Annotated in this window: 24 protein-coding genes; 8 read left to right on the plus strand and 16 right to left on the minus strand. The window is 55.9% G+C overall.

From position 1 onward, the window contains the following. Nucleotides 1-53: 53 nt before the first annotated feature. Together sbcD and sbcC are read left to right on the plus strand one after the other, a co-directional pair. The gene (gene sbcD, locus ACVV26_RS16645; RefSeq protein WP_474798323.1) at nucleotides 54-1,268 is read left to right on the plus strand and encodes an exonuclease subunit SbcD; all 1,215 of its coding nucleotides are present in this window, start codon (nucleotides 54-56) and stop codon (nucleotides 1,266-1,268) included. Continuing rightward, nucleotides 1,265-4,408: an exonuclease subunit SbcC gene (gene sbcC, locus ACVV26_RS16650; protein ID WP_474798324.1), complete on the plus strand. Its 3,144-nt coding sequence runs from the start codon at nucleotides 1,265-1,267 to the stop codon at nucleotides 4,406-4,408. Before sbcD ends, sbcC begins: the two co-directional genes overlap by 4 nt. Nucleotides 4,409-4,759: 351 nt before the next feature. Here the strand turns inward: sbcC and mak are convergent, their stop codons facing one another. Beyond that, nucleotides 4,760-5,665, minus strand: coding sequence for a fructokinase (gene mak / locus ACVV26_RS16655; protein WP_474798325.1), 906 nt, complete (start codon nucleotides 5,663-5,665; stop codon nucleotides 4,760-4,762). Nucleotides 5,666-5,790: 125 nt separating this feature from the next. Here mak and rdgC point away from each other — a divergent pair, with 125 nt between their 5' ends. After that, entirely contained in the window at nucleotides 5,791-6,702 is a 912-nt protein-coding gene (rdgC, locus tag ACVV26_RS16660) for a recombination-associated protein RdgC (protein ID WP_312983742.1), read from the plus strand. Nucleotides 6,703-6,734: 32 nt separating this feature from the next. On the opposite strand, the gene ppnP is transcribed toward rdgC, so the two are convergent. The 4 genes from ppnP to aroL form a co-directional block, all read right to left on the minus strand. Continuing rightward, the gene (ppnP, locus tag ACVV26_RS16665; protein WP_312983738.1) at nucleotides 6,735-7,019 is read right to left on the minus strand and encodes a pyrimidine/purine nucleoside phosphorylase; all 285 of its coding nucleotides are present in this window, start codon (nucleotides 7,017-7,019) and stop codon (nucleotides 6,735-6,737) included. A gap of 113 nt (nucleotides 7,020-7,132) precedes the next feature. Next, entirely contained in the window at nucleotides 7,133-7,810 is a 678-nt protein-coding gene (locus ACVV26_RS16670; protein WP_474798326.1) for an AroM family protein, read from the minus strand. A gap of 257 nt (nucleotides 7,811-8,067) precedes the next feature. After that, a complete protein-coding gene (gene yaiA, locus ACVV26_RS16675; RefSeq protein WP_312983736.1) occupies nucleotides 8,068-8,259 on the minus strand; it encodes a protein YaiA in 192 nt (63 codons plus the stop codon). Nucleotides 8,260-8,305: 46 nt separating this feature from the next. Next, complete coding sequence (aroL, locus tag ACVV26_RS16680; protein WP_474798328.1) at nucleotides 8,306-8,830, minus strand: shikimate kinase AroL; 525 nt, start codon at nucleotides 8,828-8,830, stop codon at nucleotides 8,306-8,308. 360 nt (nucleotides 8,831-9,190) lie between these two features. Here aroL and ACVV26_RS16685 point away from each other — a divergent pair, with 360 nt between their 5' ends. Further along, entirely contained in the window at nucleotides 9,191-9,928 is a 738-nt protein-coding gene (locus ACVV26_RS16685) for a DUF2076 domain-containing protein (protein ID WP_474798329.1), read from the plus strand. On the opposite strand, the gene ACVV26_RS16690 is transcribed toward ACVV26_RS16685, so the two are convergent. Then, on the minus strand, nucleotides 9,925-10,380 hold the full coding sequence (locus tag ACVV26_RS16690) for a YaiI/YqxD family protein (RefSeq protein ID WP_474798330.1): 456 nt from the start codon (nucleotides 10,378-10,380) through the stop codon (nucleotides 9,925-9,927). The genes ACVV26_RS16685 and ACVV26_RS16690 overlap by 4 nt on opposite strands. Before the next feature lie 175 nt (nucleotides 10,381-10,555). On the opposite strand from ACVV26_RS16690, the gene proC reads away from it, so the two are divergent. Further along, nucleotides 10,556-11,365, plus strand: a complete 810-nt coding sequence (gene proC, locus ACVV26_RS16695; RefSeq protein ID WP_474798331.1) for a pyrroline-5-carboxylate reductase — start codon at nucleotides 10,556-10,558, stop codon at nucleotides 11,363-11,365. A 31-nt stretch (nucleotides 11,366-11,396) separates the two neighbouring features. Here the strand turns inward: proC and adrA are convergent, their stop codons facing one another. The 5 genes from adrA to ACVV26_RS16720 all read right to left on the minus strand — a co-directional run bounded on the left by adrA (nucleotide 11,397) and on the right by ACVV26_RS16720 (nucleotide 15,885). Beyond that, nucleotides 11,397-12,506, minus strand: coding sequence for a diguanylate cyclase AdrA (adrA, locus tag ACVV26_RS16700; protein ID WP_474798332.1), 1,110 nt, complete (start codon nucleotides 12,504-12,506; stop codon nucleotides 11,397-11,399). A 108-nt stretch (nucleotides 12,507-12,614) separates the two neighbouring features. After that, on the minus strand, nucleotides 12,615-12,935 hold the full coding sequence (psiF, locus tag ACVV26_RS16705) for a phosphate starvation-inducible protein PsiF (protein WP_474798333.1): 321 nt from the start codon (nucleotides 12,933-12,935) through the stop codon (nucleotides 12,615-12,617). Between the two features lie 391 nt (nucleotides 12,936-13,326). After that, the gene (iraP, locus tag ACVV26_RS16710; RefSeq protein ID WP_474798334.1) at nucleotides 13,327-13,587 is read right to left on the minus strand and encodes an anti-adapter protein IraP; all 261 of its coding nucleotides are present in this window, start codon (nucleotides 13,585-13,587) and stop codon (nucleotides 13,327-13,329) included. Between the two features lie 228 nt (nucleotides 13,588-13,815). After that, complete coding sequence (locus ACVV26_RS16715; protein WP_474798335.1) at nucleotides 13,816-15,018, minus strand: multidrug efflux MFS transporter; 1,203 nt, start codon at nucleotides 15,016-15,018, stop codon at nucleotides 13,816-13,818. A 168-nt stretch (nucleotides 15,019-15,186) separates the two neighbouring features. Continuing rightward, the gene (locus ACVV26_RS16720; protein ID WP_474798336.1) at nucleotides 15,187-15,885 is read right to left on the minus strand and encodes an extensin-like domain-containing protein; all 699 of its coding nucleotides are present in this window, start codon (nucleotides 15,883-15,885) and stop codon (nucleotides 15,187-15,189) included. A gap of 128 nt (nucleotides 15,886-16,013) precedes the next feature. Here ACVV26_RS16720 and ddlA point away from each other — a divergent pair, with 128 nt between their 5' ends. Next, a complete protein-coding gene (ddlA, locus tag ACVV26_RS16725) occupies nucleotides 16,014-17,114 on the plus strand; it encodes a D-alanine--D-alanine ligase (protein WP_474798337.1) in 1,101 nt (366 codons plus the stop codon). A 3-nt stretch (nucleotides 17,115-17,117) separates the two neighbouring features. Here ddlA and ACVV26_RS16730 read toward each other — a convergent pair whose 3' ends face one another. Next, on the minus strand, nucleotides 17,118-17,333 hold the full coding sequence (locus tag ACVV26_RS16730) for a DUF2754 domain-containing protein (RefSeq protein ID WP_312983713.1): 216 nt from the start codon (nucleotides 17,331-17,333) through the stop codon (nucleotides 17,118-17,120). Nucleotides 17,334-17,617: 284 nt separating this feature from the next. Here ACVV26_RS16730 and ACVV26_RS16735 point away from each other — a divergent pair, with 284 nt between their 5' ends. After that, nucleotides 17,618-17,935, plus strand: a complete 318-nt coding sequence (locus tag ACVV26_RS16735; protein ID WP_312983711.1) for a DUF2755 family protein — start codon at nucleotides 17,618-17,620, stop codon at nucleotides 17,933-17,935. 2 nt (nucleotides 17,936-17,937) lie between these two features. Here ACVV26_RS16735 and ACVV26_RS16740 read toward each other — a convergent pair whose 3' ends face one another. Together ACVV26_RS16740 and sbmA are read right to left on the minus strand one after the other, a co-directional pair. Next, nucleotides 17,938-19,023 (minus strand): DUF1615 domain-containing protein, encoded by a 1,086-nt coding sequence (locus ACVV26_RS16740; RefSeq protein WP_474798338.1) that lies wholly within the window; start codon nucleotides 19,021-19,023, stop codon nucleotides 17,938-17,940. 19 nt (nucleotides 19,024-19,042) lie between these two features. Further along, nucleotides 19,043-20,257, minus strand: a complete 1,215-nt coding sequence (gene sbmA, locus ACVV26_RS16745) for a peptide antibiotic transporter SbmA (protein WP_474798340.1) — start codon at nucleotides 20,255-20,257, stop codon at nucleotides 19,043-19,045. 360 nt (nucleotides 20,258-20,617) lie between these two features. Between sbmA and ampH the strand changes: the two genes are divergently transcribed. Then, nucleotides 20,618-21,799, plus strand: coding sequence for a D-alanyl-D-alanine-carboxypeptidase/endopeptidase AmpH (gene ampH / locus ACVV26_RS16750; protein ID WP_312983703.1), 1,182 nt, complete (start codon nucleotides 20,618-20,620; stop codon nucleotides 21,797-21,799). Between the two features lie 29 nt (nucleotides 21,800-21,828). On the opposite strand, the gene ACVV26_RS16755 is transcribed toward ampH, so the two are convergent. Beyond that, nucleotides 21,829-22,332 (minus strand): type II toxin-antitoxin system YhaV family toxin, encoded by a 504-nt coding sequence (locus tag ACVV26_RS16755; protein WP_474798341.1) that lies wholly within the window; start codon nucleotides 22,330-22,332, stop codon nucleotides 21,829-21,831. A 2-nt stretch (nucleotides 22,333-22,334) separates the two neighbouring features. Further along, nucleotides 22,335-22,679 (minus strand): type II toxin-antitoxin system PrlF family antitoxin, encoded by a 345-nt coding sequence (locus ACVV26_RS16760; RefSeq protein ID WP_474798342.1) that lies wholly within the window; start codon nucleotides 22,677-22,679, stop codon nucleotides 22,335-22,337. Nucleotides 22,680-22,683 lie beyond the last annotated feature (4 nt).

Genomic DNA, 22,683 nt, shown 5'->3' on the forward strand with positions numbered 1-22,683 from the left:
AGTATAAGGAGGGTTATAATCCCCCTTTCGCTTTTACGCCACAGGGAATGACGATGCGCATCCTCCACACCTCAGACTGGCATCTCGGTCAAAATTTTTATACCAAAAGCCGCGCGGCGGAGCACCAGGCCTTCCTGACGTGGCTGCGCCAGACGGCGGCGGAGCAGCAGGTGGATGCCATTATCGTCGCCGGGGATATCTTTGATACCGGTTCGCCGCCGAGCTACGCCCGTGAACTGTATAACCGCTTCGTGGTGGATCTCCAGCCGACCGGCTGTGAGTTAATCGTCCTGGCGGGCAATCATGATTCGGTTGCGACGCTCAACGAATCCCGCGAACTGCTGGCCTGCCTGAATACCCGGGTGGTCGCCAGCGCGCAGCGTGATCCTGAAGGCCAGGCATTGATTATCAATAAACGGAATGGCGAGCCGGGCGCGGTACTGTGCCCTGTCCCGTTTTTACGCCCGCGCGACATCACTAAAAGCCGCGCCGGCGAATCGGGCAGCGATAAACAACTGCAACTGCTGGACGCCATTACCCGTCATTACCAGGAGTGCTTTGAAGCCGCCTGCCAGCTGCGTGGCGAACGCGCGCTGCCGGTTATCGCAACCGGCCATTTAACCGCGCTGGGCGTCACCAAAACCGATGCGGTGCGCGATATTTACATCGGCACCCTCGACGCGTTCCCCGCCAGCCATTTCCCGGCGGCGGATTACATCGCCCTGGGCCATATTCATCGCGCCCAGACGGTGGCAAAGAGCGAACATATCCGCTATTGCGGCTCGCCGATCCCATTAAGTTTTGATGAAACCGGCAGTGAAAAAGTGGTGAATCTGGTGGAGTTTTCCGGCGCATCGCTGGCGAAAATCACCCCACTGGCAGTACCGGTTACCCAGCCGCTGGCGATGATCAAAGGCACGCTGGCCCAAATCGAGCAGCAGCTTGAGCAGTGGCGCGACGCGCCCGCCGAGCCGAAAACCTGGCTGGATATCGAAATTGTCAGCGATGATTTCCTGCACGATATGCAGCGCCATATCGTTGCCATGACCGAAAATCTGCCGGTGGAAGTGATCTTACTGCGCCGTAACCGCGAGCAGCGAGAACAGGCTATCGCCCGGCTGGAAACCGAAACCCTGAGCGAACTCAGCGTAGAGGAAGTGTTTGAGCGCCGCCTGCAAAGCGAAGCGCTGGAAGAGGATGAAGCCGCCAGGTTGAGGACGCTGTTCGCCCAAACCCTGGAGACGATGCAGCAGGAGGAAAACGCATGAAGATTTTGAGCCTGCGTCTTAAGAACCTCAACTCCCTGAAGGGTGAATGGAAAATCGACTTTACCCAGGAGCCGTTTTCCAGCAATGGACTGTTTGCTATAACCGGGCCAACCGGCGCGGGGAAAACCACCCTGCTTGATGCCGTTTGCCTGGCGCTGTATCACAAGACGCCGCGCCTCAACACCATCTCCCAGTCGCAGAATGATTTGATGACCCGCGACACCGCCGAGTGTCTGGCGGAAGTGGAATTTGAAGTGAAAGGCGTGGCCTATCGCGCGTTCTGGAGCCAGTATCGCGCCCGCTATCTGCCGGACGGCAAACTCCAGCCGCCCCGCGTGGAACTGGCCCGTAGCGCCGACGGGAAAATTCTGGCGGATAAAGTGAATGACAAGCTCGATGCCGTTGCCACATTAACCGGGCTGGATTATGACCGATTTACCCGCTCGATGATGCTCTCGCAGGGGCAGTTTGCCGCATTCCTGAACGCGAAAGCCCAGGAGCGCGCAGAGCTTCTCGAAGAACTGACCGGCACCGAAATTTACGGCGTGATTTCCGCGCGGGTCTTTGAGCAGCATAAGCAGGCGCGTATCGATCTGGAAAAACTGCAATCCCAGGCGCAGGGCGTGATGTTGCTCAATGATGAGCAGCGCCAGCAGCTTGCGGAAAGTTTGCAGGCGCTTACTTCAGAAGAGCACGCGTTGCAGGCGCAGTACCAGCGCAACCAGCAGCATCACCAGTGGTTAAGCCACAAAGCGCAGCACGAACGCCATTGCCAGCAGGCGCAAACCGATCTGGCGCAGGCGCAACAGGCACAACTCGCGGCACAGGCCGATATCGCCAGGCTGGAACAAGCCCTGCCCGCCGAGAAACTGCGCCCGCTGTGGCAGCAGCGCCGCGACCAGCGCCAGACGCTGCAACGGACGCAAACCCAGCGCGAAGAAGTTAATGCTCACTTACTCAGCGAAAAGCAGCGCCGCCAGCAGATCCGCGCCGCCATCGCCCAACGCGCCGCTGATTCACGGTCGGAACTGGAGCTGATAACCGCGCTGATGCAAACCCACCACCGCTGGGGCCAGTGGCAAAACGAACTGGCTGGCTGGAAATCCGCCTTCGCTGAGCGCCGCCGCGACGACAGCCGGCTCGGCGAACTGCGTGCCGCGTTGGATCAGGTAAAGAAAAAACAGGCGCTGTTAGCCCCCGTCACGCTGACGCTGACGCCTGAAGAACTGAACAGCCAGCTACAACGCGCCGCCGCCCAGCGCGGGCAGCGCCAGAAACTGGCTGTGCTGCACCGGGATATTGCCGCCCAACGCCAGCGCGCCGGGCAGCTCGACCAGCAGCGCCAGGGCATTACCCGTCAGTTAGCCGATCTGGAACGTCAGCTCGTTGAGAAGCGCGCGGCGTATAAAGTGAAACAGGAAGAAGCGGCGAAGGCTTTCCAGGTGTGGGAACTGGAAAAAACCATCGCGGGTCTGATGGCGGAGCGGGCTCGGCTCCAGCCTGAAGCGCCCTGCCCGCTATGCGGCTCTACCCATCATCCGGCCATCGAAGCGTATAACGCTATCCAGCCGAACGACAGCGAGGCGCGCTACCAACAGCTCGAGAAGGAAAAATCGGCGCTGGGCGAACAGGGTGCGACGTTGCGCGGCCAGCAAAACTCGCTGCAAAAGCAGTTGATGGAACTGGACGCCGAAGCGGCAGGCATTACCCAGAAAGCGCAGGCGCTGAATGCCGACTGGAATGCGCTGTGCCAGGCGCTGGACGCGACACTGGACGCCAGCCAGCCGCTGGAGCCCTGGCTGGACGCCCAAACCCAGTACGAACAGCAGCTTTACCTGCTGCAACAGCACCAGCTCCTGGCGGATGACGCCCGCGCCAGGCAGCAGGCTATCACGCAATATGAAGCAGAAACGGCAGCGCGCTACCAGGCGCTCAGCGAACAATTTGCCGCCCTGGATCTGGCGCTGCCGGATGAGATCCAGGAAGCTGACTGGCTGCGGGCGCGCGAGCAGGAAGCACAACAGTGGCAACAGCAGCAAACCCGCCAGCTTGCCCTACAAAACTTGCTTATCCGCTGTGATGAAATCCTGGCAGTGCTGCCGGAAGAAGACGCGCAGCCCGCCCCCTTTACCGGCGAACCGCTGGATCACTGGCAGCCGTGTCACAACCAGTGCCTGACGCTGGAAGCGCAGTGGGCAACACTCAGCGAACAGTGCAAACAGGAGCAGGCACGAGAAGCGCAGTTGTCACAGCAGTTTGAGCAAGCCCTGGCGCAAAGCCGCTTTGCTGATGAAACTGCATTTCTTGCCGCAGTGCTGGAGCCACAGGACCTGGAGCGCCTCAACGCGTTAAAAATCCAAACCGAGCGCCAGCTTCACGAACAGCAAACCCGGCTGGCTCAGGCGGAACAGGCGCTGAACGCGCATCTGCAAGCCATGCCTGCTGAGATTGATAGGGCAGTAGATCTGGATGCCTTACAGGCGACACTGGCGCAACTTAGCCAGACGCTGCGCGAAAACGCCACCCGCCAGGGTGAACTGAACCAGCAACTCAAACAGGATACGGACAACCGCGAGCGGCTCGCGGGTCTGCAACAGCAGATAGATAACGCCAGCGCCCATCTGGTGACCTGGGCGCATCTCAACCATTTAATCGGCTCGCAAAAAGGCGATAAATTCCGCAAGTTCGCCCAGGGTTTAACCCTCGACAACCTGGTCTGGCTGGCGAACCAGCAGCTTAACCGGCTGCACGGGCGCTACCTGCTGAAGCGTAAACTGAGCGAAGAGCTGGAGCTGGAAGTGGTGGATACCTGGCAGGCGGATGCGGTACGCGACACCCGCACCCTCTCCGGCGGCGAAAGCTTCCTGGTCAGCCTGGCGCTGGCGCTGGCGCTCTCGGATCTGGTGAGCCACAAAACCCGCATCGACTCGCTGTTCCTCGATGAAGGCTTCGGCACCCTCGACGCCGAAACGCTGGACATCGCCCTCGACGCGCTGGACGCCCTGAACGCCAGCGGCAAAACCATCGGCGTCATCAGCCACGTCGAAGCCATGAAAGAACGCATCCCGGTACAAATCAAAGTGAAAAAGATAAACGGCCTCGGCATCAGCCGATTAGCAAAGGAATACGCAGTAAGTTAACTCCCCTCACACCAGCGGAGTCAAAGCAGGGGGTTTTCATCCGGCATCAAAATCGCCGAGGCGCAATTGACGAGCCAGGTCAGCCCCGCAGGGATGCGGGGCTGAGGTCGTGAGCTACAGGATGTAGCATCACGACCGACCTGAAGCGAGGAGATGGAGCCGAGGGCAGCGGCAAAGCCGCCGATTTTGTTGGCCGGGAGCCTGGGGTGTCGGGGACGCGGCGGCGAGCGTCTCCGACTCGTTCGCGTACACCGGTGTCGCATGAATGAACATAGTTTGAGCGAACGAAACATTCCACCCTATAAATAAACCCTTAGAGCGAACGAAACATTCCACCCCAGAGCTAGCCCACTACTGAGGCCATAACCACGCCGCCCCGCGTACCCCACTCGAATCCCCGTGCTTCGCCTTCAATATCGGCGTCTCGCACTCCCCACCAAACACCCACGGCTTAATCAATTGTGGCACCGTCTGATACAGCCGATCCACATTGCTCATCCCGCCGCCCAGCACAATCACATCAGGATCGAGAATATTCACCACGTGCGCCAGCGATTTGGCGAGCCGCATCTCGTAACGGCTGAGCGCCAGTTCAGCCACCGGATCCTGTTGTTCAACCCGCAGGATAATCTCGCTGCCTTTATGGGGATGCCCGCTTAACCGACGGTAATCGGTGGCGAAACCGGTGCCGGAAATAAACGTCTCGATACATCCTTGCTTACCGCAATAACACGGCACTTCTTCGCGATAGCGCAACTCGTCGGCGTCCATCCACGGCAGCGGATTATGGCCCCACTCGCCCGCCGTGCCGTTGCCGCCAATATGGCTGCGGCCGCCTAACGCAATCCCGGACCCGCAGCCGGTGCCGATAATCACCGCAAACACCGTTTGCGCCCCTGCCGCCGCGCCGTCTACCGCTTCGGACACCGCCAGGCAGTTAGCGTCATTCGCCAGGCGCACTTCACGCCCCAGTCGGGCGCTGAGATCGCTATCGAACGGCTTACCGTTAAGCCAGGTTGAGTTGGCATTCTTGACCACGCCGGTATAGGGCGAAATCGAGCCGGGGATGCCCATCCCCACGGTGCCGCGCTCGCCGGTGGCCTCTTCCGCCAGGCGCACCAGTTCAGCGATGGTTTCGATAGTTTGCGCGTAATCGTCACGCGGCGTGGGCAGCCGGTGACGGTACAATTGCTGACCGTCGTCAGACAGCGCGATCACTTCAGTTTTCGTACCACCTAAATCAATCCCAATACGCACAAGAAGCCCCTTATTTATGCAGATCAGCGTGACGGTTGCGGGCCTTTCTCTCAAAGGCCATGAAACTGAGCGGCGGTTTGGTTATCATGCCCGCTGCGTTTAACTACCAGACCGTGGAAAATATCATGCTGTGGTTCAAAAATTTAATGGTTTATCGCGTTAGCCGCGACATCTCGCTGCGAGCCGAAGAAATGGAAAAACAGCTGGCGGCGTTTTCCTTTACTCCCTGTGGCAGCCAGGATATGGCGAAAACCGGTTGGGTGCCACCGATGGGCTCACAGAGTGATGCGCTGACGCATACTGCGAACGGTCAAATTGTTATCTGCGCCCGTAAAGAGGAAAAAATCCTGCCTGCGCCGGTGATCAAACAGGCGCTGGAAGCGAAAATCGCCAAACTGGAAGCAGACCAGGGACGCAAGCTAAAAAAGACCGAAAAAGATTCGCTGAAAGATGAAGTATTGCACTCTTTACTGCCGCGCGCCTTCAGCCGTTTTAACCAGACCATGATGTGGATCGATACCGTTAACGGATTGATTATGGTCGACTGTGCCAGCGCCAAAAAAGCCGAAGACACCCTGGCGCTGCTGCGAAAAAGCCTGGGTTCGCTGCCGGTGGTGCCGCTAACCCTGGAAACGCCGCCGGAACTGACCCTGACCGAATGGGTGCGCAGCGGCAGCGCCGCGCAGGGTTTCCAGTTGATGGACGAAGCCGAGTTGAAAGCCATGCTGGAAGACGGCGGCGTGATCCGCTGTAAGCAGCAGGAGCTGGTGAGCGACGAAATCGCCGTGCATATCGAAGCGGGCAAAGTGGTGACCAAACTGGCGCTCGACTGGCAGCAGCGCATCCAGTTTATGATGTGTGAAGACGGTTCGATCAAGCGCCTGAAGTTTGCCGACGAACTGCGCGATCAGAATGAAGATATCGACCGTGAAGACGTGGCTCAGCGTTTCGATGCCGATTTTATTCTGATGACCGGCGAACTGGCAGCCCTGATTAAGAGCCTGGTGGAAGGGTTGGGCGGCGAAGCCCAGCGCTAACAGCATTCACCCTCGCGAGGAGGGTGAATAAATTACAGATAGCGGCATAAATAAGAGGTGGGTTCCGCCACTTGCAGGTGGAACTCGCTGTGGCCAGGCACATGAAAGACGTCGCCCGGTCCGTAAGTTTTCCACTCAACGTCCCCTGGCAGCAGCACGCGCAGTGCGCCACTGACGACCGTCATTTCTTCAGGCTGGGCGGTGCCGAAAGTATATTCCCCTTCCGCCATCACCCCGACACTGGCGCGGCCAGTGCTGCTACTGGTAAAACCGATGGATTTCACTTTACCGGAGAAGTATTCATTACTTTGAAGCATGGACTGGCCCTTATAGAAATGGTCGAAAAACCAATATACCCGAATTCAGATAACTTGCAGCGTTAACAATGACGGGTATCTCAGGCAAGCCCACTTCAGCTCACAAAATTGTGTTAAACCAGCAGTTCAGAGGCCAGATGGGCCACCAGCACGTTGGAGAGTAGCACCGGCACATCCAGCTCCTGCTGCAACAGATCGCGGTGAATCTGGTAATAGCCAAGGCAATCCAGCATCAGCACATCCGCGCCCTGCTCGATGAGCGTCCGTCCGGCATCCAGCAACTCCTGCTCGGTGCCGAATACCGGGCTCGCCAGCGCATACAGCGGCGGGTTTTCCAGCATCGCCCATTTTTCAGCCTGTAACGGCAGCAGTTCCGGGATTGGCACAATCACGCCAACCTGGTGACCATCGACAATGGAAGCGACCAGCGGCGGAATGATGCGCTGCGGCTCCAGTAAGATCGCGTTGCGGGCATGGAGTTTGGTGAAGCGGTAAGTGCTCATGAGCAGAATGACGTCATACCCCTGGTTCTCCAGCACTTCAATGGCGCTTTGCAACGCCAGCTCGGTTTTTTGACGCGACACTTCCACGACTTCTTTATTGCTGAGTAATGTCAGCATGCCCTCATGACCGGGCTCGACGCCATAGTCTTGCAGCGCTTCTTCTTTGCTGAGCGATCCCATTAAACTCATATGCTTAATTTGTTCTTCCGGGACCTGCTCCGCCAGTAACGGCATAATGGCACTGACAGGTACAACGCCAATCGTGAGTATCGCTAACGTAGGGTTCATGTTCATTCCGCCTGTCTAATCTCTTGCTTTTCTACTGCACTGCTTACCGCGCCATGCATTTATTGGAGATAAATTAACCATAAAGCCTGGCAGCTTCTGGTAATCTTGCCGCGCATTTTCTCCTCGTCGCGGCGGGTCTTAAAGTAAGGTTTTAATAGTAACGGGAATTTAACCGCTCCGGCGATTGAAAATTCAGAATTTGGCGAAGTGAAGGGAGGAAGGAAGGGAGAGCCAGCCGCTCTCCCTTGTGAATGGCGTCACGTTTTATCAGGATCTTCATAGCGCCGCTTCGCATCCAGCGCTTCGGCTTCCGTGTCATGCTCGCTAATCAATGCGTCAGGTTTCGGATGATCCGCCCGCAGCTGATACCAGGTCACCGTCTGCCCTGGGGTGCCTTTCTCAATCGTAACAATGCGCGCTTCTCGGGGATACGGGGGTCTGGATGCCATAACACTTCCTTATCAATGGATTCGAAGTATTAAGTATAGACAACCGCTAGCTGGCGCGTGCTAAACGCAACACTTCCAGAATACGCGCAATGATAAGGTCAACCGGCAGACTGGCGTCAATAACATGGTGCGCCGCCGCCTGGTAGAGCGCTTCTCGCTGAGCCAGCACATCTTCGATTTCTTCGACCATCGGTTTGCCGGTCAGCGTGGGCCGCTGCTCTTCTTCCGGCGATGCCAGCAGGCGCTGTGCCAGGGTGACAGCCGGAACCTGCAAATAGATCACCGCGCCGTGATTGCGCATAAACAGACGGTTCACCTCCGCCAGCACCATACCTCCGCCGGTGGCGACCACCGTGGCGGGCTGCGTCACCGCCTGCAACGCCTGGCTTTCCCTGGCGCGGAACCCCGGCCATCCTTCTTGTTCCACAATTTCCGCCACCGTCGCGCCGCTTTGTTCTAACAGCCAGCGGTCGGTATCGACAAAATGAAACCCCAGCGATGCCGCTAAACGCTGACCCACCGTTGTTTTGCCACATCCGCGCGGCCCGACCAGAAAAAGGGGTTGAGTCATGAAAGGATTGTCCTCAGCATCTCAGCCGTTGAGATGACGTCATTAACGTTTAGAATGGTAATCATACCAGCAAGCTAGTACACAGGAAAGGTGTAAAAATTTAGTTACGAAAATGAAATGTATCGACTTTTTACCGCCACCAAGCCGTGTGGAATAAGGCTGTTGCATGTAAAGAATTTCTACCACTGAAAGGTGCGCCCACCTTACTTGAAACTGACTATCAATTACAACCCCCTGATACGCATTCTGGATTCCACTTTTAAGAACCGGGCCTGTTTTGCAGATTTATCCCGTAACGCGAACGGGGGGATAAATCAGGATTATAGTTATTACAGATGCATAATGACGGAGATATGAATCATGCAATCCGAAGAGCAACGCCTGATCGATGGGCTTTTTAGCCGTCTGCAACAGGCTGAAAGCCAGAGCGCACCACGCGACGCTGAAGCCGAGGCGCGTATCGTCAACCATCTCCAGCAGCAGCCGCAGGCCCCCTATTATATGGCGCAAACCATCCTGATTCAGGAGGCCGCCATCAAACAGTTGAACCAGCGCCTACAGGCGCTGGAAGGCCAGCTGGCGCAGCGCGAGCATGAAGCGGAGCAAAAACAGAGCAGCGGCGGTTTTCTTGCCGGGCTATTCGGCGGCGGTAATCATGCCCCTGCCCGCCCGGTAGACAAGCCTATCCCGGGTGCCGACCAATACGCCCGCGCCGCGCCGGGCCAGTACAACGCGCCGCCACCCAGTGCGCAGGGCTATGGCGCGCCGAGAGGCCAGGGATTTATGGGCGGTGCGCTGCAAACGGCTGTGGGCGTGGCCGGCGGCGTGATTATGGCGAATATGCTAACCAGCATGTTCAGCCACAGCCAGCCGGAAGAGATCGTGAATATCATTGACGATCCGACCCAGCCGACAGATACCGGCGCAATCAACGCCGTTGAAGATTATAACGAAGCGGATGACAGCCAGTTTCTCAACCAGGACGCCGGGCTACCCCAGGATAACGTCAACGACTATGCCATCAATGACGATGCGGACTTCGGTAATGATGATGATTTCGGCAACGATTTCGGCGGCGACGACGACAGTTGGACCTAAACGCGACGGGCGCGGGCCAGTAACCACTTATCCAACTCGGCGGCGAACTGTTGCCTGTCGCGCGGGCTGAGGGTTGACGGTCCGCCAGTCTGGATGCCGCTGGCCCGCAGCGTATCCATAAAATCGCGCATGGTTAAGCGCTCGCGAATGGTGGCCTCGATATAGCGTTCGCCACGCGGATTTAACGCATGCGCGCCTTTGGCAATCACTTCCGCCGCCAGCGGGATATCGGCGGTGATCACCAAATCTCCTGGCTGGCAGTGGCGTACAATTTCGTTATCCGCCACGTCAAACCCGGCCTCTACCCGCCAGGCGCGGACAAATTTCGACGGGGGCACGCGCAGATTCTGGTTCGCCACCATTGTCACCATGACCTGGCAGCGATCCGCCGCGCGCCACAGCACTTCTTTAATTACGTTCGGACACGCATCGGCATCTACCCATATCGACATTTTGACTCCAGATCCGCCTGCGGCGTGACAATTAAAACGCGGATTCTACCCGCTTTGGGTAAAAGTATGGCGACTTTTAACGACCGGATAAAGCCGCCGCCATAGCGAAAACGGTAAAAGGCGCGTTAAGCTAGAGGCCATGCACAACGTAAAATAACCATGATGGAGGGATGAAATGGATAAGAAGATCGGTTTTATTGGCTGTGGAAATATGGGGAAAGCCATTCTCGGCGGCTTGATCGCCAACGGCGACGTATCCGCCAGCAATATCTGGGTCTATACCCCTTCAGCCGATAACGTCGCCGCGTTGCAGAGCGAATATGGCATCAACGGCGCGCAAAGCGCACAGGAAGTCGCCCAGGCGGCGGATATCGTATTTGGCGCGGTAAAACCCAACATCATGTTGAAAGTGATGGGCGATATCGCGTCCAGCCTCAATAAAGATTCGCTGGTGGTGTCTATCGCCGCCGGGATCACGCTCGATCAGCTCGCCGTGGCGCTGGGCCATGACCGCAAAATTATTCGCGCTATGCCTAACACGCCATCGCTGGTCAATGCCGGGATGACGTCGATTACCGCCAATGCGCTGGTGTCACCGGAAGAAACCGACGCGGTGCTGGCCATGTTCCGCAGTTTCGGCCAGGCGGAAAACGTGCCGGAATACATGATCCACTCGGTCGTGGGCGTGAGCGGTTCCGCACCCGCCTATGTTTTTATGTTTATCGAAGCGATGGCGGACGCCGCCGTACTGGGCGGGATGCCGCGCGCCCAGGCCTATAAATTTGCCGCGCAGGCGGTGTTGGGTTCGGCCAAAATGGTGCTGGAAACCGGGAAACATCCCGGCGAACTTAAGGATATGGTGTGCTCGCCGGGTGGTACCACGATTGAAGCGGTAAAAGTGCTGGAAGAGAAAGGCCTGCGCGCGGCGGTGATGGAAGCCATGACGACATGCATGGCGAAATCCGAGGCGCTGAGTAAGGGTTAACATGCCGTGTTACATGAGCGCAGATACGCGCTCATGTGACCGTATAGACTTCGGTTCGGTTACGTCCCGCCTTCTTAGCCTGATAAAGCGCGGTGTCTGCGGCTTTCAGCCACGCCTGGTAATCTTTCATATGGGTACTGAACGGTGCGATGCCGACGCTTATTTGCACCTTCAGCGACGCGGCATTATCAATTTTCAGGTTTTGCAAACGCTCGTGGACGCGATCCATCGCGGCGACGGCGCTTTCCGGGGTCGTCCCGCTCATGATCACCGCGAACTCATCGCCGCCAAACCGCCCGATGACATCGCTAACCCGCAGCGTTAACTGTAAATACTGCGTCACGGCAATGATCGCTTTATCGCCGGCATCGTGCCCGTAAGTATCATTAATTTGCTTAAAATGGTCGATGTCGATCAGCAGCAGCGTTGAGGCGCGGCGATAGCGCAGCGCATTTTCATATTCAATGCTCAGCAATTGCTCCCAGTGGCGGCGGTTATATACCCCCGTCATTCCGTCGCGAGTGCTGATCAGTTGTAGCCGCCGCTTATGCTCCGCCAGATTGACCGCCGTGCGATAGCAAACAAAGGCGAACAGCGCCGGATAGATGATCAGCGTCGGTAAACTGAGGAAAAATTGCAGTGGCGTGGTAGTGACGTTAAAAGGCGCGTCGATAAACTGCATGGCCATCAGCGCCGTCATCATTTGCAGCACAAGCCCTGTGGCAAAAAAACGCACGCCGAATGCGCCGATATTGTTCATGTTGACCATCATCGCAAGCAGCAGGCAGGGAAGCGCATTGCCGCCCATGATGGCAATCCCGATGCCCGCCATCAGGGTATCGATAATCAGGTTGCGCCGCTCCGCCGACATCGGGTCCGACGCGCGTTCAGCAATTTGCAATGCCAGGTGCGGCCACACAAAGGCGTACATCACCAGCGCCAGCCACCACCATCCTGGCAGCGCCTGGTCTACCAGCACCCCGGCAAACATGATGAAACTGCAAAAATGGCCTACCGTGCGTGGCAACCAGATACGACGGGCAAAGCGTAAACCGCTGCGGTGTTTATCGTCGTTAAGAGGCTTTTCGCGCGCCGAAATATCCCAGAGACGCCATTTGCTGAAGGTCTGTTCATCATTCATTGGTATAGGAGATTTACTGGATAAATTTCCCAGAGTATAGAAACGGGTCAACGGCGCGGAGTATGAAATTTAGGGTGAGCCCTAAATGAAACTCACCCTAATGGATGATTAACTGGCCTTTTTCAGACACTCACTCATAAAGGTTTTACGCGCATCTCCGCTAAGGGATTTATTTCCCGCTTCGGTATTACAGCTTTTCATTTTTTGCTGCTGAGGCGTCAAACTTTTATCGCCCGGCGCAGACTGGCTGTTCTTCAGGCAATTGCTCATATAGGTTTTTCGCGCGTCGCCTTTGAGATCCTGCGATGTCGCCTGCTGGTTGCAGGTGGTCATTCGCTGCTGTTGCGGGGTTAAGGCTCTTTCGGCGGCATGGACTGGCGTACTGCTTAACATTCCTGCCAGGATTGTGAAAAGTAATGTTGATTTCATAGCACTATCCCAATTGAAATAAGGCGTTTTAAGCCTGGCCTGGCGCAGGAGAAAAACCACTGGCGCGTTTCAGGATTGCCACCGGGATAACACTAATTTGTGTGTCTTTTTTTACACATTACCAAAAATAAGCAAAGCGAAATAAGCCCGATCGTTCGCTTATTATCCAGGGGCGCAATTTTCAGACTACGCAAAATGCCGTTCAATTACCGAAACGGTAATATCGTTAATTATATTTCGGCTAAACAAATAAGCGCGGCATGATAGCCGGGAAATAAAAAGGCTTTTTATTTATTTCCCGACGGCATCATGACATTGAAATAATAGAGAGATCAGCGTAGCGATTAATTTCACTTAAGCTTAAGAAATAACAGGCATTTAAAGATACATATCAGGATCTTGGATGCTTAAGGAGCTTTTTCAGGTACTGCTGTAGGAGCTCCGAATCCTCTACAGAGACCTCAGACTTTACGCGCGCACCATCCATTGCACCGTCGATGCTGTTGATAAGCGCCTCTTGCTCGCTGGGCTCCATGCGACGCAACAGCGCTGTCACCACAATCTCCAACGCTTCAACCTGAGCCACTAACGCTTTTGACTCATGCTCTTTATCAGCCAGTGTCACTAATAGTTCAGCAATTAAGTTTTTCATGAAGATTATCCCTTTAAAAAGTCAAATGACGTTAACATCCCCTCCCCATTTTTGATAGGGGGGAAAAGTAGTATTTTGCCGATTTTATCGTATTTATGTGAAACCACGAATAATATATTCAGCGAAACGTTTCACTGAATATATATGATTGCAGAGGACGATTAAACCCTTCACCAACCATTATTAATCTCTGGCCTCCGCTCTTTTTGTATATGATATATCATCAGCTTACTCCCGTCTCTTCCCGGCGGTGCGATTAAGTGCAACCGCGAGCTGGACGATATTTATCAGTACAACCACTGCCGTGGCGATAAATACCCAGCGAAAGCCCGCAGCGGCGCTGACGCCCGCGCCCATCAACGGCCCGACAACGTTGCCAAGATACATAAACGACTGGTTATACCCGAAAATACGCCCGGTGATCTGGTCGCTGGAATATTTCAGTAGCAGCGTTTGTACCGCTGGCAGCATGGCGCCATCCGCAAAACCCAGCAGAAAACGCAGAATGCCGAGTTGCACCGGGTTGGTAACAAACGACATGGCGAAAAACAGCACCACGGCGACGATTAGCGTCGCCATTAAGATCCGCGCGGTACCGATACGATCGCCCAGTTTGCCAAGACGCGGCGCGCTCATTAGCGCAGAAACCCCGGGCACGGCGGCAATCAGGCCGCTTAAAAACGCGATGTTATTGCTGTCCGGGGCTAACGACTGGATAAACAGCGCCAGAATCGGGCCGACTGAGCCGTTACATAACTGGATCACCAGAGTAGTGACAAACAGGCTGACGATAAGACCCGGATAAGGTAACGAGGCAAACACCGCTTTGCCGCTCAGGCGCTGATCTTTGGTCACAACCGTCCGTACGCCCTCTTTAATAAAGAACAGCGTGACGACAAAACTGACCATTAATAACCCGGCGGTGATTAAAAATACCCAATGCAAACCAACCCAGTCTGCAAGAAAACCACCCATTAGCGGCCCGGCGATCACGCCGCTGATTTGGGCGGTGGAAAGCGTGCTCAGCGCCCAGCCGCTGCGCTCGCGCGGCACCTGGGACGCCACCAGCGCCATCGCGTTAGGAATGTAGCCAGATGTCAGGCCCATCAGGGCGCGTAAAAAGAACAATTGCCAGACGTTGGTGGCAAACGCCTGCAACAGGATCGCCACCGCCATGCCCAGCGACGCGCGCAGCAGCATCAGTTTGCGGCCTTTGCGGTCCGCCAGACTACCCCACATCGGCGAGACGATAGCGGAAACCAGAAACGTGACGCTAAAGGTCAGCCCTGACCACATCGACAGCGCTTCATGAGAGGTCACGCCAAGCTGCGCCACGTACAGCGGCAAAAACGGTAAAATCTGGCTGATGGCCAGCCCGGTAAAAAAGCAGCCGAACCAGACAGAGATAAGATTAACTTTCCAGGATTCCATAACGCGCGTTTTCAATAAGATGTGAAGATCTTATGGCAGGGTAGCAAGAGTCGGCCTGCGACTTCTTGCGATCCATGCGGTGCGGTGAAATTTAGTGATTTATCACACAAAAGCCAACAAACGTGACACACATCACGAAATAACCGCCTGCACGCCGGGGAATATGCTTTAACGACAAATTCCGAATCCGCGCATGCCTAAATGGAAATGATCGGCATGGGCGGCGTTATAGTTCGGCCCGAGAGAATTTCCATAATACGCGCAACTGTGGCTGAACAGCTCATGCACCACTTCGCCGCGCGGCCCGCTTTCATTCCATCCTTTGCGTACCGTGACTTGCTGGCCGTTGGCAAAGCGAAACCCACTGATGTCCAGCGCGTCCGCCGTGGCATGTTCGCTACGCCGCGCCTGCTCTCGATTGTAGATATTGCGGCAGGCAAAGCTGCCAAGATGATCGATGCGCCGCAGCGGGCTGCCCATAATCTGCTGCGCCAACGGCGCCGCGCGCTGCTGGATGTACATCGCCGAACTCAGCGCCAGCGGGCAACTGGCGAGAAAGCTGCTGCTAAGCTGCACCTCGCCAAAACGGGTGACGCGCACCGGAGAATCCAGCGGGCAGTTACCGGTCGTGCTGGATTGTTCCCGAAACTGGATCATCCCCTGCTCGCTGGCCTGCCTGAGCACTGCCATACAGGCCGCCGGATCGTTGGCTAACTGACGCAGCTTATAACGGGTTACCACGGTGGGCGGGTCGCTGGGGGAGAGCGGTGCGAAGGGGTTGTACTGTGGCGGCAAATACTCATAAAGGCCCCACCCCGCCAGCGCAGTGAGTAAAAGCCCGGTCACCATTCCGCCCGTCGTCGCCATCCACGCCCTCCATTCCAGTGAACTACCAGTATAGCGGCTGCCGTCTATATCCCCCTACGATTGAGCATGAATAGCCGGATTGAGCGTGCTATGTTGTGTGCTTTCGTTTTTATGAGATGGACAAAGAAATGGCAAAACTGCGGGTAGGGATTGTGTTCGGCGGCAAATCCTCTGAACACGAGGTATCACTTCAATCAGCGAAAAATATCGTCGACGCCATTGATAAAGAGAAGTTTGATGTGGTGCTGATGGGCATTGATAAGCAGGGCGAATGGCATCTGAATGACGCCAGCGGATACCTGCTCAACGCCGACGATCCCGCGCATATTGCACTTAACCGCTCTGAGAAAACCCTGGCGCTGATCCCCGGTCAGACCGTGCAACAGCTTATCGAAACCCATAGCCATGAAAGGCTGCCGCAGGTGGATGTGATTTTCCCTATCGTCCACGGTCCCCTCGGCGAAGATGGCTGCCTGCAAGGGTTATTGCGCGTCGCTAATTTGCCGTTTGTCGGCTCCGGCGTGCTGGGCTCCGCCGTCAGCATGGATAAAGATGTTGCCAAGCGTTTACTGCGCGATGCCGGCCTGTCCGTTGCGCCTTTTATCACCCTGACTCGCGCCAATCGCTCGCAGTATGACTTTGAGTATGTTGTAACTAAGCTGGGCGTACCGATGTTTATTAAGCCCGCAAACCAGGGTTCATCGGTCGGTGTGAGTAAAGTGACCAACGAGGCGGAATACCGGGCGGCGGTGGATCTGGCGTTTGAATTCGATCATAAAGTGGTGGTTGAAACCGGGATCGTGGGCCGGGAGATCGAGTGCGCCGTGCTGGGTAACGATCGTCCCGAGGCCAGCACCTGCGGTGAGATCGTCGTCAACAGCGCGTTCTACTCGTACGACACCAAATACATTGACGGCAACGCCGCGCGGGTGGACGTGCCTGCGGCGATTCCTACAGAAATCAACGATAAAATTCGCGCCATCGCGGTACAGGCTTACCAGACGCTGGAGTGCAGCGGCATGGCGAGGGTAGACGTGTTCCTGACGCCGGATAACCAGGTAATTATCAATGAGATCAACACTCTGCCCGGCTTTACCAATATCAGCATGTATCCGAAGCTGTGGCAGGCCAGCGGCATCAGTTATCAGCAGTTGATTACTAAACTGATTGAGCTGGCGCTGGAGCGCCACGCCCAGGACAGCGCCCTGAAGAGCACCATTACGCTGTAATCGTTACTCTTTCGCCGCGTCCGGCTCTTCCGGGCGACGGCGAATCACTAACCCCGCCAGCCAGAAGCTGATTACCCAAGTTACCAGCCCTACCGCATAAGTTTGCCAGCCTTTGGCTTCAAAACCCAGCAGGCCGACGACGCCGTTCATGATAAAAATCAGGCCAATAGCCACGGCATAGTAGTGCCAGTCGCGGCGAATTTTTGTGGGCAGATTCATGGTCGCTCCAGAGAAGAAAAACGGCATCATCGCATATCGTTTACAGGCTGTCTGCGGCGTGGCGCGCGCCTTTACACGCCGTGACAAATAAGCCAAAAGCATGATGTTAATCGCCATTCATAAAAGTTACAAAAATGTGACTACAGACATACTTCTGACATCCAGGAGTAATCTGGACACGAATTTACCAGAAATCCGATATTGACATTTGCAATCAACTGTCAGACTCGCCTGTGAGTCATCAGGCGAAATGCCTGGGTTTTATGCGTTTCCGGGAGGTCATTATGGCAGAGTTTACTTTGTCGAAGTCCACCATCATCGCAGGGAAAAAGCGCGAGCCGTCGACCACGCTCGGCAACATCGCGTACGCGGTTTTTGTCCTGTTCTGCTTCTGGGTCGGATCGCAGATTCTGAACATGTTGGTGAATGCACCCGGTGTGTTTGAGCACTTGATGCAACTTGATGTGAAGGAGAGCGGCCGACCGCACATCGAGATAGGAATGCTGGTCGGCACGATCTTTGGACTGGTGCCCTTTTTAGTGGGCTGCCTGATCGCGGCGGCGATTAGCCTGTGGCTACGCTTTCAACAACGACGCTATTAACCTTACGATTTGTTCATACAGCGAGCCCGACGATCGTCAACCCGCTTTGCAAACCACGCCGTGGTGAGATTGCGGGTGATTTTCGGGCTCTCAAGCTGGATACCCGGCAGCATTTCACGCGCCAGCGGTTTACCGGTTTTCTTCTCCGCCAACTCATACACTTTCTTGTACAACGCCGTCTGCTCGAAATCTAACCCATCGCCTTTCTTCAGGGCGCGATGAATGTCGCTGTCGCTAAGACCGGTTTTCAGTTTGCGCACCGCCAGCTCGGTGTTGCCGGGCTCGTCGCTGTCGTAACGAATTAAGTCGCCGTCCAGCGCCAGCTTCACGCCGCTGGCTTTACTGACTGCATACTGAAATGCCGCATTGCGGCTGGCGTACCAGCCCGCGTTAAAGTCGGCGTAGCGGTACAGCGGTTGGGTGTAATTGGCCGGATAGTTCAGCAGATGGTAAATCCCAAACCACAAACCGCCGCGTCGGCTAAACACTTCCTGGCGCACCGTGCCGTCCATCTTCCACGGATAACCCCGGGTGTGGGCTTCGGCGAACGCAATGCTGACCTGCATCGGACCGCCGGTATGCACCGGGTTTAAATTGCCGAACAGCGTCTGGCCCATGGGAACCATGCCGATAAAGTCATCGAAAATGGCGCTCAGCTGTTTCTCGGTGGTCACTTTATCGAGCCGCTCGCTGTAGCTCTTGCCGTTGGGCGATGTGATCATCAGCGCAGTGCGCACCAGGAACATCGGCACGTGAACCCGGTCGGCGCGGCGTTCAATCTCTTTCCAGGCAATTTTACTTAAGCCTGGCACCACCGGGTCGGCCTGATAGTTGGCTTCCTGCTCAGCCACTGCCAGCACCGAACAGACGTTCTCTTCGGTAGGCGCGATTTTCTGGCTGTCGAATGCCGTGGCGATTTCCTTCGCCCAGCCGTCGCGATCTTTTACGCTGGCAGGCATTTTACGCTTCACCGTTTGCGCCACATCCACCGTGGGGCCGGAGGGTTTCTCCGGGGTGGGTTCGCTGGCGCAGCCTGCCAGCACCAACAGCGCCAGCAGGCTTAGGTGTTTTCCGTTTTGCAGTCGCATTCGCGCTCCGTGTAGGGGGTTAATTCGCTTCGGCCATCTCCTGCGCTGGCGTATCCAGCTCACGCTCGAAACTGCGCAGACGCTTATAGATAGACATCAATTCTACCAGCGTGGTCCAGGAGCTAATCAGGTACTGGAACGCCCCGCGTACCTGGCCGAATACGTTGGTGATTTGGGTCATCAGGCCGAGGGTAATAGTACCCGCGACAATCGATGGAAACAGCAGGAACAACCCGAATACGTTATCGACCTGCAAATACAAAATGCGGGCGATGTTGAAATACATATAGTGGAAGTACAGACGGAAATAGTTGCGGCGCACTGCGCCGAACAGTTCCCGCACCGTCGGCGGCGTGGCGCGGTTGGCGTCATCTTCGCCGTAAACCAGTTCTTTACGGTACGCGGCTTCCACACGCTGGTTTTTAAATTCCAGCCCCGGCAGTTTGATCCCCACCACCGCCAGCAAACCGGTGCCCATCAGCGACCAGATAATCGCGGCAACCACCAGGCCATAGGGCACATAGCCGATAATCGGCAGCTCTTTCACATGCGGGGACAGCGCTACCAGCACCGGCAGAAAGGCGATCAGCGTCATAATAGCGTTAATAAAGCTGACGCCCATGCTTTCCAGCGTAGAGGCAAAGCGCATGGTGTCTTCCTGCACACGCTGCGCGGCCCCTTCGATATGGCGCAGGCGCTGCCAGTGCGTCATATAGTATTCGTTCATCGCGGTACGCCAGCGGAATACGTAGTGGCTGATGAAAAAGTTATTCAACACGCTCACCACCACCGCGATCAGGGCGATACCTAAAAATATGCCCACTTCGTTGTAGAACTGATTGATAGACACTTTATGCGGCGAGCTGAGCGCGGTCTGGATCAGATCGTAGAACGGTGCATACCAGGCGTTGACCGCCACGCCCACTTCCACCAGAAACCAGGTGACAAAAATAATCAGTGCGGAACCGAGAATCGACCAGTACTGCCAGCGATGCGGGCTGCGGATAAACCAGAACAGGGCGAACAGGCCCACGCAGAGGGCGTAGTAAGCGTAAAAAGTCAGATAGCTGAGCGACCAGAACCGCGCTGCGCTAATCGGCACCTCTTTACTTGCACCCACCAGCCTGGCGGCCCATGCGGCACCGCCCGCCTGCCAGAAAATCACGGCGATCATCGCCCAAATAAACGCCGACAGAAAAAAAGCGGTCGGCCTGGGAAAGAACGATTTAAACATCACTTCACTCCTGCTCATTCTTGTTGTTATCGCGATTGCTGCGCGTAACGTTTTTACATCCAGTTCAGGGTTGAATCACAACCCAAAAATTTGCCTCAGGGGCAGCGACAATCAGACATAGCGCTGCCTGGTTAGTTCCGGGCCCATTGGGTAACAATCTGTTCCGTTGCGTACGCAACGGTAAAAACGTAGCGTATTCCCTGTTTTTTAACAGCTTGCACTGTGAGCCGTGGCAAAAATTGCGCCACTGTAATCCGTGGTTACGTTTTTTCTCGCTACACTTCGTTAATCCGCCCATTGCCGGAGCGGCAACCATAGTATAAATAGCGTTTATCGCCACTGACTGAATGGATTGCTTCGTTGAAACGTTGTCTGCTTACTTTCGCCGCACTGAGTGCCGTGCTGTTGCCTGCCGCAAGCCAGGCGCAAACTTCCCCCGATCCGGTCTTCGCTTCCGAAATCACTGACCGTTACGCTGAGCATATTTATTATGGCAGCGGTGCAACGGGCATGGCGCTGGTGGTGATTGACGGCAACCAGCGGGTATTTCGCAGCTTTGGCGAAACCCGCCCGGGTAATAATGTGCGCCCGCAGCTTGACTCTGTGGTACGCGTGGCCTCGCTCACCAAGCTGATGACCAGCGAAATGCTGGTAAAGCTGCTCGATCAGGGCACCGTAAAGCTCGACGATCCGTTGAGTAAATACGCCCCTCCCGGCGCGCGGGTGCCGACGTACCAGGGTAAACCCATTACTCTGGTGAATCTGGCGACTCACACCAGCGCCCTGCCCCGCGAACAACCGGGCGGTGCGGCACATCGTCCGGTGTTTGTCTGGCCGACCCGTGAGCAGCGCTGGAACTGGCTTGCCACAGCGAATTTAAAAGCCGCGCCCGGCACCGTGGTCGCTTACTCCAATATCGCGTTTGATCTGCTGGCGGACGCGCTGTCCCGCGCGGCTGGCAAGCCCTATCCGCAGCTGTTTGACGAATACATCGCCCGTCCGCTTGGCATGAAAGACACCACTTTTACGCCATCGCCGGATCAGTGCCGTCGCTTAATGGTGGCGGAAAAAGGCGCCAGCCCGTGTAACAACACCCTGGCGGCCATTGGCAGCGGCGGGATCTACTCCACGCCTGACGATATGATGCGCTGGATGCAGCAATTCCTGGCGTCCGATTTCCATACCCGCACCAGCCAGGCGGACCGGATGCAAACGCTGATTTACCAGCGTAGCCAGTTCACCAAAGTCATTGGTATGGACGTGCCGGGCCGTGCCGACGCGCTGGGCCTGGGTTGGGTATATATGCAGCCGAAAAATGGCCGTCCAGGCATTCTTCAGAAAACCGGCGGCGGCGGCGGGTTCATCACCTATATGGCGATGGTGCCCCAGAGCAATATCGGCGTTTTCGTGGTGGTCACCCGCTCACCGCTCACCCGCTTTGTGAACATGAGCGACGGGGTGAATAACCTGGTCACCGAGCTGACTGGCAATAAGCCGGTGGTCGTCACCGCCTCGGCGCAGGTCCCGGTAAGTGACGAATAAAACGGGCGCCTGAAACAGCAAACCCGGCGCTATGCCGGGTTTTGTACATTTAAAGGCAGGGGTTCACACAGACTCAGGTTAATTTGCTTCACCGTCTCTTTCACCAGCGTCTCCCAGTCATCCGGTGGATGCCCTGACGCCAACATTGCACCAAAAACCTTATACGCATCTCGCTTATGACCGTAAGCTCGCCTGGTTTGCGAATCATTGACCCACGCGAGAATGATGATGCGTTCTCTCAGGCTATAGCGAAAGAACAAACGATACTGGCCGAGAAATTTTGCCCGAAACCAGTGCCTGTAACCCACGCCCAGCGTGTCACCCAGGCGATACTTTGCCTGGGTTGGGTCAGCAGAGATATCTTTGCGGGCTTTGTTGATAGCCGCTAACAGCCTGGTTGGCGCTTTGTTTCGGTAGTCATCAGGATAGTGATGTTTGAGCGCGGCTACCTCGTCCCGAAGCGCCTTAACCTGGGCAACAAAGCAGGGGTGTTGATACACTTTCCATGGGGCCTCTGCCCGCAATCCATTCATTATCATTTCTCATCAGCAAGCGGCGCATCGAGATCGACATCCACACCTTTAGTTAAGGCCTCTACGTCATCCCAGAACGCTGTATCCAGCGCGTGGATCTGCGACGGATTGTGCTGAATATCGTGAGCGAGGAAGCTCAGAAAACCTTCCATAACCGGATCGTCTTCGGCATCCGTTTGCTTTCTCGTCATCAGCACCTGCCCGTCAGCCAGGACGGCATATTCAATCTCTTCGCCAGGTTTTAAATTCATAGCATCTCTAACAGAAGCCGGAATGGTTGTCTGGCTACGAGCGGTTAATTTCGAGGAAGCTCGCAGTGTTACGCCTGCCATGACTACGTTATTCATTTAT

Source organism: Atlantibacter sp. MEI4A-1023 (assembly GCF_056155425.1).